The 11,682-nt window shown below is 72.1% G+C and carries 9 protein-coding genes and 1 pseudogene; 6 read left to right on the top strand and 4 right to left on the bottom strand.

The features are described 5' to 3' along the window. A pseudogene (locus CA984_RS37835) lies at positions 1-288 on the bottom strand (FdrA family protein); the annotation flags it as partial. Further along, the gene (locus tag CA984_RS37830) at positions 285-1,169 is read right to left on the bottom strand and encodes an oxamate carbamoyltransferase subunit AllH family protein (RefSeq protein ID WP_086578199.1); all 885 of its coding nucleotides are present in this window, start codon (positions 1,167-1,169) and stop codon (positions 285-287) included. The pseudogene CA984_RS37835 and the gene CA984_RS37830, both read right to left, overlap by 4 nt. A 193-nt stretch (positions 1,170-1,362) precedes the next feature. Between CA984_RS37830 and CA984_RS37825 the strand changes: the two genes are divergently transcribed. The 6 genes from CA984_RS37825 (at position 1,363) to cutA (ending at position 8,991) form a co-directional block, all read left to right on the top strand. After that, positions 1,363-2,925: a PucR family transcriptional regulator gene (locus CA984_RS37825; protein ID WP_086578198.1), complete on the top strand. Its 1,563-nt coding sequence runs from the start codon at positions 1,363-1,365 to the stop codon at positions 2,923-2,925. A 25-nt stretch (positions 2,926-2,950) separates the two neighbouring features. Continuing rightward, positions 2,951-3,172 carry an RNA-binding S4 domain-containing protein gene (locus CA984_RS37820; RefSeq protein ID WP_012893112.1) on the top strand — a complete coding sequence of 74 codons (222 nt, stop codon included), beginning with the start codon at positions 2,951-2,953 and terminating at the stop codon, positions 3,170-3,172. A gap of 366 nt (positions 3,173-3,538) precedes the next feature. Next, the gene (locus tag CA984_RS37815) at positions 3,539-4,960 is read left to right on the top strand and encodes a uracil-xanthine permease family protein (RefSeq protein WP_086578197.1); all 1,422 of its coding nucleotides are present in this window, start codon (positions 3,539-3,541) and stop codon (positions 4,958-4,960) included. Further along, the gene (locus CA984_RS37810) at positions 4,957-5,826 is read left to right on the top strand and encodes an FAD binding domain-containing protein (protein ID WP_086578196.1); all 870 of its coding nucleotides are present in this window, start codon (positions 4,957-4,959) and stop codon (positions 5,824-5,826) included. The genes CA984_RS37815 and CA984_RS37810 overlap by 4 nt, the downstream gene beginning before the upstream one ends. Before the next feature lie 83 nt (positions 5,827-5,909). Then, positions 5,910-6,389, top strand: a complete 480-nt coding sequence (locus CA984_RS37805; protein WP_031159454.1) for a (2Fe-2S)-binding protein — start codon at positions 5,910-5,912, stop codon at positions 6,387-6,389. Positions 6,390-6,582: 193 nt separating this feature from the next. Further along, a complete protein-coding gene (cutA, locus tag CA984_RS37800) occupies positions 6,583-8,991 on the top strand; it encodes an aerobic carbon-monoxide dehydrogenase large subunit (protein WP_086578195.1) in 2,409 nt (802 codons plus the stop codon). Positions 8,992-9,347: 356 nt separating this feature from the next. On the opposite strand, the gene CA984_RS37795 is transcribed toward cutA, so the two are convergent. Further along, positions 9,348-10,592 (bottom strand): MFS transporter, encoded by a 1,245-nt coding sequence (locus tag CA984_RS37795; RefSeq protein WP_086578194.1) that lies wholly within the window; start codon positions 10,590-10,592, stop codon positions 9,348-9,350. 92 nt (positions 10,593-10,684) lie between these two features. Further along, on the bottom strand, positions 10,685-11,626 hold the full coding sequence (gene cydB / locus CA984_RS37790; RefSeq protein ID WP_086578193.1) for a cytochrome d ubiquinol oxidase subunit II: 942 nt from the start codon (positions 11,624-11,626) through the stop codon (positions 10,685-10,687). Between the last annotated feature and the right edge of the window lie 56 nt (positions 11,627-11,682).

Below are 11,682 nucleotides of genomic sequence, written 5' to 3'. Positions count from 1 at the left end.
CCCCCCGCCCGTACGGCCCGCCAGGCCGGCCAGGAGCCGGTCCAGCTCGGCGGCGGCGGCCTCCAGCGCGGCCGGGCCGCCGCTCCGTATGGCGATCAGCAGGTCGGCGGGGCCCGCCTCGGGGAGGTCGAAGCCCAGCTCGGCGGCGATGCCGCGGTTGAGCTCCGTGGCCATCGCCACCACCGCGACCTCCACCCCGGGCAGCCCGGTGACCGCCTGGCTGACCCGCATCAGGCTCACCGAGTCGTGGTACACCCCCGTGCGCACGCGGACCAGGTCGGTGCTCACTCGCTCCTGCCCTCCAGACTGACGACGGCGGCCAGGCCGATGCGCAACCCCCAGGCCAGGTCCGCCCCCGAGGTGTGGCCGAGCTGGAGGAGCCGGTGCAGCGCCGGCTCCAGATCCTGCCGCCCGGCCAGGCCGCGCAGCACGGCGAGCACCTCGCCGCCGGCCTCGCCACGGGCCGCGCAGTGCAGCAGCGCCGCCGAGATGGGAGTGGTCCTGCCACGGGCGTCGAAGGTGACTGCGGCGGCCAGCCAGTCGGCCAGCCAGACGGCCCGCCCGATCCCGGCCGCCGTGCCCAGGTGGCGCAGCGCCACCAGCACCCCGGCGAGCATGTCGTCACCGCTGGGGGTGAGCCCCGGCCCCAGCCCGACGAGCTGCTCGGCGGCCGTGACGCCGCGCAGCAGCGAGGCCTCGGCGCACCCTTCGGCCAGCAGGTCGGCGGCGCCGTTGCCCTCCAGCCCCGGGCGTCTGGCCGACCGGTCGCACAGCGCGGCCAGCCTGGGCAGCGCGGCCGCCAGCCGTGCCGGATCCACCGGGCCGAGCGGCGGAGCCGGGTTCCACCAGCGGTGCGCCCGCAGGCTGAGCCGTCCGACCTCGATCGATCCGTCGCCGACGTACGCCTCGTCGCCCACCGCGACCCGCGGCATCGGGTCGGTGACCACCATCGCGTTGGGCAGCCGGACGGCCGAACCCGTCACCACCGCGATCACCTGTGGTTCGAGCTCGGTACGGACCTCCAGGTAGATCCCGTAGGGGAAGGCCGCCAGCACCCGCGCGGGGCGGCGGGGCGACTCCAGCAGCCGTCGCAGGGCCGTGCTGGCCGCGCCGGTCGCGTCCGTCCGCGCGTGGGCCCGCTGTGCTCTCGGGTGCGTTCCAACGGTCATGAGGCCCCCCTCGGCGGGCTCGCGCCGGTGCCGTGCCCGCCGGCTCGCTCGCTGCGCTCGATCACGGATTCCCCCCATCCATTGAGCCGACGGTAGAACGGTCCCGGAGCCACGCCGTACGGAGAAAGATGCCAACAGTCAGCCGAAAGGTTGGTTCTTCCTGACAGACGGTTCCATCAGTCACAATCGCTGCATGGAACCTCCCGTGCGCCTGGCAAGCACCGGCACGATCATCCACGGAGTCGCCGTCGGGGAGGTGCTCGGCGTCTCGACACTGGCCGGAGCCCGCCTGATCGCGGGGGAGCGGGGTCTGGGCCGGATCGTGCAGCGGCTCAACGTGATGGAGGTTCCGGACGTCCTCGCCTGGGTCAAGCCCCACGAGCTGCTGCTCACCACCGGCTACCCGCTGCGCAACACCCCCCAGTCGCTCGACCGACTCGTGGCCGACCTGGACGAACGTGGCCTGGCCGCGCTGGCCATCAAGCTCGGCCGCTACCTGGACCGGCTGCCCGAGGAGATGGTGGAGCAGGCCGACCGGCTGGGCTTCCCGCTGATCCAGCTCCCCGACGACGTCGGCTTCGACGACATCCTCAACCAGGTGCTCACCGACATCCTCAACCGGCAGGCCGCCGTGCTGGCCCGGGCCGAGGAGGCGCACCGGGCGCTGGTCCAGGTCGTGCTCGCGGGGGGCGGCCTGCGTGAGGTGACGGCCGAGGTGGCCGGGCTGCTCGACGTGGCCGTGGCCGTGCTGGACGGAACCGGCCAGGTGCTGGCCGCCGCCGGGCCCGCCGAACACCTGGCGGCGCTGCGCGGCACCCCCGAGGGCCGCCACACCTCGGTCCCCGTCGTCGCGGGCGGCCACCACCACGGCCGGATCGTCGCCTGCGGCCCCGTCGGGTCGGTGAGCGACAGCGACGTCGGAATCTTGGAACGTGCCGCCACCGTCGCCGCGCTGGTGGTGACCCGGCAGGAGGCGGTCAACGCGGTCGAGAGCAAATACCGCGCCGACTTCCTGCGCGACGTGCTCACCGGCAGGGCCGGCGGTTCCGAACGGGTCGCCTCGCGGGCCAAGGCCTTCGGCTGGGACCTGGAGCGCCCGGTCACCGTGCTGGTGGCCGAGCTCGACCCGGAGGGCGACGAGCGCGTCGCCCAGGACCGCCTGGTCACCTGCTGGACCGCCGCGATGCGCCGCCACGACCCGCGCGGCGCGGTGGCCGGCTTCTCCCACGAGGTCGTCACCATCGTGGACGCGGCCGTCGACGCCGGCCGCCTGGCCAAGGACGCCGCGGCGGCCTTCGCCGAATGCCTGCCCGCCACCTTCTCCACCGGCGCCAGCCGTACCGCCGCCGGAGCCGAGGCCCTGCCCGAGGCGTACGGCCAGGCCCTGAAGGCGGCCAGGGTCGGCCGCCAGCTCCACGGCCCCGCGGCGGTCGCCCACTTCGACCAGCTCGGCGTCTACCGCCTGCTCTCGCTGGTCAGCGACACCGCCGAGCTGCACGCCTTCGTCCGTGAGACCCTCGGCCCGCTCGCCGCCGACGCCGACGCCGAGAACGCCGACCTCCGCCGGACCCTGCAGGTGCTGCTGGACACCAACCTCAACGTCGCCGAGACGGCCCGCCGGCTCCACTTCCACTACAACACGCTGCGCTACCGCATCGGCAAGCTGGAACGGATGCTCGGCAACTTCACCGAGGACGCCCACCTCCGCCTGAACCTCACCCTCGCGCTGCACGTCCTGCGGATGCGCGGCATCTGAGGGCACGGCCTCTAAACTCTGGAGCGTGAACGAGACCTTTGAGCTGGAGACCGACTACATCCCGCTGTGCGACCTGCTGAAGTACTGTGCCGTCACCGACACCGGCGGCCAGGCCAAGCACTTCATCGCCGAGGGGAACGTCATGGTGGACGGCGAGGTCGAGCTCCGCAAGACCTGCAAGATCCGCGCCGGCCAGGTCGTCACCGGCGACGGCTTCGAGATCCGCGTCGTCGGCGCCGGAGGCTGACCCGCCGGGTCCCCGGCGCGTCCCCACCGGGTCCTCGGAGTCACCGTCGCGTCCCCGCGGAGTCTCTGCCGGGTCCCGCCGTTCCCTCCCGCCGTCCTCGCCGTCTGCCGTCCCCGGCGGTCCGGAATTCATGGCGGTTGTTTAGATCTTCAACAGGTGTGGCACCTGGTCCCGGTGGTACTCACCTGATCAGTGATGACGCTGTGCGTAAGGCGACCACTGGTCAGCGGATCAGTTTTGGCAGATCATGACGGTGTAAGGGTACGACCGCAGGCCTAATGTGCCCGCAATGACAGCATGGGGATTCGCCGGAGGGATGCCCGCGGGGCGGCCACCGACCGACGGCCCGGTGAGAGGTGGGGCTTGATGGTTGCAGGTTGGACCAAACACGGCGACGGCAAGACCCTGGCGCCCGGAGAGGTCGTCAGACCGGACGAGAGACTGTCCTGGCCGCGCATGATCGGGTTCGGGGCGCAGCACGTCATCGCGATGTTCGGCGCGACGTTCGTCTTCCCGCTGGTCATGGGTCTGAGCCCCAACATCGCCATCATGTTCTCCGGCGTCGCGACGATCATGTTCCTGCTCATCGTGAAGGGGAGGATCCCCAGCTACCTCGGGACGAGCGCCTCGTTCGTGGGCGGGGTGCTGGCCATCCGGGTCTCCTTCGGCGGTGACACGCCCGCCGCCGACGCGATCGTCACCGGGGCGATCCTCGTCGTCGGCCTGGTGCTCGCGCTCGTGGGCGTGGCGATCCACTACCTCGGCGTGCACATCATCAACCGGATCTTCCCGCCCGTCGTCACCGGCGCGGTCGTCATGCTGATCGGGTTCGGCCTGGCCTACGTGGTCGCCGACGTCTACTGGCCGCAGGACCAGTGGATCGCCCTGACCACGATGCTCGTCACCTTCCTGATCATCGTGGCCTTCAAGGGGTTCATCGGCCGGATCGGCATCCTGATCGGCCTGGTCATCGGCTTCGCCCTCTCCTGGGGGGCCGACAGGCTCTTCGGGAACATCACCGCCTACAACGCCGCGACCGGCGTGGTCGACACGCATCCGCGGGTGAGTTTCGCCGGTGTGGCGGAGGCCGACTGGATCGGCTGGCCCGACACCTTCCTGCCCGACATCCGGTTCTCCGCCGTACTGCTGGTGCTCCCGGCCGTGATCGCGCTGATCGCGGAGAACATCGGCCACGTCAAGGCGGTCGGCGAGATGACCGGCACCGACGTCGACCCCTACATGGGGCGGGCGATCGCGGGCGACGGCGTCGCCACCGTGGTGGCCAGCACCTTCGGCGGCTCCCCGACCACCACCTACGCCGAGAACATCGGGGTCATGGCCGCGACGCGGGTCTACTCCACGGCCGCCTACTACATCGCCGCCGTCATCGCGATCCTGTTCGGCCTCTGCCCCAAGTTCGGCGCGCTGGTCGCGGCGACCCCCGGCGGCGTGCTCGGCGGCATCACGGTGATCCTCTACGGCATGATCGGCCTGCTCGGCGCCAAGATCTGGATCGAGAACCAGGTCGACTTCTCCAACCCGATCAACATGGTCCCGGTCGGCGCGGGCATCATCCTCGCCATCGGCCCGGTCAAGCAGATGATCGGCTCGAACTTCGTCCTGGAGGGCATCGCCCTGGGCACCATCGTGGTGGTGGGCGGCTACCACCTGCTGCGGGCGATAGCCCCCGGCACCGGGGACGAGCCCGGCCGGACCGGCACGGAACCCGGCGGACCTGGGCAGGCCCCCGGTGGCGGGACCGGGCAGCGGGGAGAGGCGTCCGGGTGAAGCCGCCACCCTTCGACTACCACGCCCCCCGGTCCGTCGGGGAGGCGCTGGAGACCCTCGCCGACGTCGGGGAGCACGGCAAGGTGCTCGCGGGCGGCCAGAGCCTGATCCCGATGCTCAACATGCGGCTGGCCGCTCCCGGCCATCTCGTCGACATCAACCGGCTCACCGAGCTGGCCACCCTCGACGTGGAGCCCGGCGGCGTCCGGGTCGGCGCGCTGGCCAGGCACGCCCAGGTGGAGCGTTCCGAGGAGGTCGCCGCCGCCCAGCCGCTGCTGCGCCAGGCGCTCCGGCTGGTCGCCCATCCGGTGATCCGCAACCGGGGCACGGTGGTCGGCAGCCTGGTGCACGCCGACCCTGCCGCCGAGCTGCCCGCCGTGCTCGCCGTTCTCGGAGGCTCGGTACGGCTGGCCCGGCCCGGAACCGTCCGGGACGTCCCGGCCGCCGGTTTCTTCACCGGCATCCTGGAGTCCGCGGCCGAGCCGGGCGAGCTGGCCGTCTCCGCCTTCTTCCCCCTGCTCCCCCCGCGTTCGGGCACCGCGTTCCGGGAGGTGGCCAGGCGGCACGGCGACTACGCCCTCGCCGGGGTCGCGGCGCTGGTCGGTCTGGACGACGACCTGCGGATCACCACCGCCAGGGTGGCGTGCGTGAGCGTGGGCCCCGCCCCGGTCCTCGTCGACGTCACCGAGGCCTGCGGCCACCGTCCGCCGGCCTCGGCCGACTGGGCCTCGGCGGCGCGGGCCGTACAGGAGCGGACCGCTCCGGAGGCCGACATCCACGCGACCGCCGACTACCGGCGGCATCTCACCGGCGTCCTGGCCCAGCAGGCCCTGCGGGACGCGGCACGGGAGGCGCTCGATGCGTGAGCGGAGCCGGCTCCGAGCCGGGGCGGCCGGGCAGGGGCGGCGGGACGAGGCCGTGGACGCGGCGGAGGAGCGGTGAGCCGACGATGAACATCGCGATCACGCTGACGGTGAACGGGGTGGTCCGGCAGGTCGAGGTGCCGGGACGGCGGTTGCTGTCGGACTGCCTGCGGCACGATCTCGGCCTGACCGGCACGCACGTCGGATGCGAGCACGGGGTGTGCGGATGCTGCACGGTGCTGCTGGACGGGGAGCCGGTCCGGTCCTGCCTGACGTTCGCGGTCACCGTGGACGGGCATGACATCACCACGGTGGAGGGGCTCGCGGCCCCCGGCGGCGCGATGTCGCCGGTGCAGCGGGCCTTCGCCGAATGCCACGGCCTGCAGTGCGGTTTCTGCACGCCGGGTTTCCTGTGCACGGTCACCGCCCTGCTGCGGGACAACCCGGCACCGAGCGAGGAGGAGGTGCTGGAGGGCATCTCCGGCAACCTGTGCCGGTGCACGGGCTACCAGAACATCGTCAAGTCCGTCCACCGCGCGGCCGAGATCATGGCGGAGGAGTCGTGAACGAGCGAGCCGATGGGCGCAGCAGCGTTCGCGGATGCGGACTCCGAGCCCCGGGCGAGGAAGTCGTATGAGCGAGCGAGCCGATGAGGGCCGCGGCGTCCGCGGACGCGGTCCCCGGGCCTCGCGTGAGGAGGCCGTATGAGCGAGCGAGGCGTGAGCGGCGTCCCGCCGGGCCACGGGGGGTGAGGGCGGCATGACGACGAAGCTGTTCGGGGAGCCGGTGCGGCGCCGGGAGGATCCCCGGCTGCTCACCGGACAGGGACGCTACCTGGACGACCTCGGCGGCGACGCGCTGGCCGCGGCGTTCGTCCGGTCCCCGCACGCGCACGCCCGCATCCGCGACATCGACGTCTCGGCCGCGATCGACGTGGACGGGCTGGTGGCGATCTACACCTGGGAGGACCTGCCCGCCCTGCTCGCCCAGCCGCTGCCGCTGCTCATCCCGCATCCGGCGCTGACCCACGGCCGCACCGCCCACCCGCTCGCCCGTGACGTGGTCAGGCATGTCGGGGAGCCGGTCGTGATGGTCGTCGCCCGCGACCGCTACCTCGCCGAGGACGCCTGCGCGCTCATCCGGGTGGACTACGAGATCCTCAAGCCGGTGGTCGGGGTGGAGGAGGCGGCGCAGTCCGCGCAGCTCGTCCACGACGACGTGCCGGGCAACGTCGGCGCGCACCTGGTTCAGGAGGTGCCCTCGGCCGCCGGGCTCGGCGCGCGGGAGGCGATCGACGCCGCACCGCACACGCTGGCCTTCCGGCTCGACATCGAGCGCAGCGCGTCCATGCCGCTGGAGGGACGGGGGGTGTACGCCCGCTGGGACGCCGACGACCGCTCCCTGCGCGTGTACACCAGCACCCAGACCTCCACCAGCGTCCGCATGGCGATCGCCGCCAAGCTCGGACTGCCGCTTCCCAAGGTCGAGGTGATCGCACCCGACGTGGGCGGCGGCTTCGGGGTCAAGATCGTGCACCCGTGGCCGGAGGAGGTCCTGGTCCCGTGGGCGGCCATCCTGCTGGGCCGCGAGATCAAGTGGGCCGAGGACCGGCGCGAGCACTTCGTCTCCTCGGCGCACGAGCGGGCCCAGGTGCAGTCCGTCCGGGTCGGTTTCGACGACGACGGCCGGGTGCTCGGACTGGAGGTGAACATCCTGCACGACCACGGCGCCTACACGCCGTACGGGATCATCGTGCCGATCATCACCTCCACCCAGCTCCTCGGCCCCTACAAGATCGGCGCCTACCGGGTCGAGTTCTCCTCCATCTACACCAACACCGTGCAGGTCACGCCGTACCGGGGGGCGGGCCGCCCGCAGGCCGTCTTCTGCATGGAGCGGACGATGGACCACATCGCCGCCCACCTGGGAGCCGACCGTACGGCGGTGCGCGAGGTCAACTTCATCCGGCCCGACGAGTTCCCCTACGACCAGGGCCTCATCTTCCAGGACGGCCGCCCGCTGATCTACGACAGCGGCGACTATCCGGAGTCGCTGCGGATGCTCAAGGAGCTCATCGGCTGGGACTCCTTCCCCGAGGCGAAGGCCCGGGCGGCGGCCGAGGGGCGCAGGATCGGGATCGGGATCGGCTGCTACGTCGAGGGCACCGGTGTGGGGCCGTATGAGGGAGGCCACGTCCAGATCACCTCCGACGGCCGGGTGCACGTCTCCACCGGGCTCACCTCCCAGGGGCAGGGCCACGAGACCGTGTTCGCCCAGATCGCCGCGGCCGAGCTGGGCGTCCCGCTGGAGCGGGTCTCGGTGGTGACCGGCGACACCCGCAGGTTCGGCTACGCGGTCGGCACGTTCGCCTCGCGGGCGGCGGTGATGAGCGGCAACGCGATCGCGCTGGCGTGCCGGAAGGTCAAGGAGAAGGCCCTGCGGATCGCCGCCGACGCGCTGGAGGCCGCGCCCGGTGACCTGGAGATCGTCGACGGGGAGGTGCGGGTGCTGGGCGCGCCCGGCGCCTCGATACCGCTGGCGACCGTCGCGGTGCTGTCCAACCCCCTGCGCTACGCCTTCGACGAGGAGGCGGCCCGGGCGACCCAGTTCGCCGGGACGCCGGCCTTCGACAGGCCGCCGGTGGAGGAGGGGCAGGAGCCGGGGCTCGAGGGGCGCGACTACTACTCGCCGCTCCGCTCGACCTTCGCCTCCGGCATGCACGCGGCGATCGTCGAGACCGATCCGCTGACGGCCGAGATCCGCATCCTGCGCTACGCCGTCGTCCACGACTGCGGCAACCTGATCAACCCGATGATCGTCGAGGGACAGATCCACGGCGGCGTCGCCCAGGGCGTCGGCGGCGCGCTGTACGAGCGGATGGTCTACGACGAGCACGGCCAGCTGCTGAACGCCTCGTTCATGGACTTCCTGATGCCCTACGCGACGGAGATCCCGCTCGTGGAGACCGCGCACCTGCAGACGCCGTCCCCGCTCAACCCGCTGGGCATCAAGGGCGCGGGGGAGGCGGGGGTCATCCCGGTGTCGGCGGTGATCGCCTCGGCGATCGAGGACGCCGAGGGCATCGGGATCGACAGGATGCCGATCTCCCCGTCGGAGCTGTTCGACCTGCGCCGCGCGGCGACCGGACGATCCACCTCCGAAACCTGACCTTCGGTCCTGTCCGCCCCCGCCGGGTCGCGGATGAACAGCCTGCTCACCATTGACGAACCAGGGGCGGATGCCGTAGCGATCCCTTACGGTGACAGATCGTTAACAGCGAGTCATGCGCGTACATCGATGAGTCCATGCGGGTCGGCACCGGACTCCATGTGCCGGCCGCCGCGGTCGTTCCCAACCACCAAGGCCGGTACGTACAGGGCGGCTCTCCGCTGTCACCGGAGTCTCCTTCACGGTATTTCTGCATACTGTGCAGAGCGGGATTGTCGCCTGGGGTGTTCATGCGAATTCCCTGTGTGCCCACTCGGGGGCTTCGGTGCCGGGTCCGTCCTCGCCCGCTCCGGGGATCAGACGCCGGCCTCCTGGGCGTCCGGCAGGTCGCGCAGCGTGCGCAGCGGGGAGAGCAGGAGCGGCACCACGGCCAGCAGCGCCAGCAGGACGCTGATCCACAGCGTGGTGCGGGCGCCGAAGATCTCGCCCAGCACGCCTCCGGCCAGGCCGCCGAGAGGGAGCGTGCCCCACACGACGAAGCGCATGGTGGCGTTCATCCGGCCGAGCATGTGCTCGGGGGTGACGCTCTGGCGGAAGCTGACCTGGCTGACGTTGTAGAGCACCACGCCGACCCCGTTCATGAACATGCCGATCGCGAACAGCGACGTTCCCCAGCCGGGCCCGGAGAGCGGCACCAGGAGCATGAACGGCCCGGTGACGAGGATGGACAGCCAGATGGTCCGGGCGGTGCCGGCCCGGCGGCCGACCGCGCCCACGATCGCCGCGCCGACGAGCCCGCCGAGGGCGGCGGCGGAGAACAGCAGGCCGATGGCGCCGGGGGACAGGCCCAGCACCCGGGTCAGGAAGATCATCTCTACGGCCGCCAACATCCCGTTCGTGAAGTTGGCGGTGGCGGTGGCGGCGGCGATCATCCGCAGGATCCGGTGCGTGGCCACGAACCGGAGCCCCTCGCCGATCTCCTTCAGCAGCCCCCGCCGCTCAGCCGGGTCCGGGGTCTGCTCGGCGGCGTCGATCCGCCACAGGAACAGCGCCGAGCCGAGGAAGCTGACGGCGTCCGCGAGCACCGCGACCGGCGCGGTGAGCACCTGGATCAGCCCGCCGCCGGCACCCGGCCCGGCCACGCCCGCCGCCGACCGCACGATCTCCAGCTTGGCGTTGCCGTCCACGAGCTGGTCCCGGCCGACCAGGCTCGGCAGGTAGCTCTGGTAGGCGATGTCGAAGAAGACCGTGGCCAGGCCCATGCCGAGTGCCACGCCGTACAGGTGGGGGAGGGTCAGCGCGCCGAGCCACCAGGTGATCGGCACCGATGCCAGCAGCGCGCCGCGGACCAGGTCCGCGGCGATCAGGATCCGCCGCCGGCGCATCCGGTCCACCCAGACCCCGGCGGGCAGTCCCACCAGCAGGAACGCCGCGGTCTCGGCCGCGATCAGCAGCCCGGTCTCCAACTCGCTCGCCCCGAGTGCGAGCACCGCGACCAGGGGGAGCGCGAGCAGGCTGATCTGCGTGCCGAACTGGCTGATCGTGTCGGCGCCGAACAGCAGCATGAAGTTCCGGTGCCGGAACAGGCTGGGAGGTGTCACGCAGGGAATGCTGCAGAGCCGCGCGGGGGAAATCAACCTGTTTCCCCCGCGCCGGGCGTAGGCGGCCGTCGAGTGCTCCGCCTGTGGATGTGTCAGGACACCTCGGCGACCAGGCGCTTGCGGAACACCCAGTAGGACCAGGCCTGGTAGCCGAGCACGAACGGCAGCGCGATCAGGCCGATCCAGGTCAGCATGCCCAGCGTGTAGGGGCCGGAGGCGGCCTCGGCGACGGTCAGTCCGGGCAGGGGGGCGGGCCAGAGGGCGCCGAACAGGGCGATCGAGCCCAGCGCGATGGAGGAGGCGGTGGCGGTGAACGCCCAGCCGTCCCGGCCGCGCCAGGTCAGTGCGATCCCGGCGGCCAGGGCCGCCATCGCGGTCAGCGCGCACGCCCACAGCCACGGCGTCGCCGCCCAGTCGGCGACGGCCGTGCCGGCGGCCGGGATGTTGGACAGCGCCACCACCGCGGCGGGCAGCGCCACCGCGGAGGCGGCCATCGCGGTACGGCGGGCCCGGGCACGCACCGGCCCGGACGTCTTGAGGGCGACGAAGACCGCGCCGTGCAGGACGCACAGCGACAGGGAGAACACCCCGCCGACCAGTGCGGCGATCGCGCTGTCGTGCAGCAGGTCGGCGAAGACGGCGCCCCACAGGAAGGCCGGGAGGGCGCTGCCGACCAGGATGCCCAGGTCGCACCAGGCGCGGTCGGAGGAGTGGTGGACCTTGCCCCGCCACTCCAGGCCGATGCCGCGCACGATCAGCCCGACGAGGACCAGCGTGACCGGCAGGTAGAACTCGCTGAGCAGCCCGGCGTACCAGGCGGGGAACGCGGCGAACATCGCGCCGACCGCGGTGATCAGCCAGACCTCGTTGCCGTCCCAGACCGGGCCGATAGTGCCGAGGACCTGCTTGCGCTCGGCCTCGTTCCTGGACAGCGCCGGGGCCAGCAGGCCCACGCCGAAGTCGAAGCCCTCCAGGACGAAGTATCCGGTCCAGAGGAACGCGATGACCGCGAACCAGAAGGTGGTGAGTTCCATCGTTTCGCCTTCAGTACATCAGGGTCGGCTGGAGCCGGGCTGCCGAGTCCTCGTCG

Origin of the sequence: Streptosporangium minutum (assembly GCF_002149035.1) — a bacterium.
GTDB classification, from domain to species: Bacteria; Actinomycetota; Actinomycetes; order Streptosporangiales; family Streptosporangiaceae; genus Streptosporangium; species Streptosporangium minutum.
This window is presented reverse-complemented; position numbering and strand designations above follow the sequence as displayed.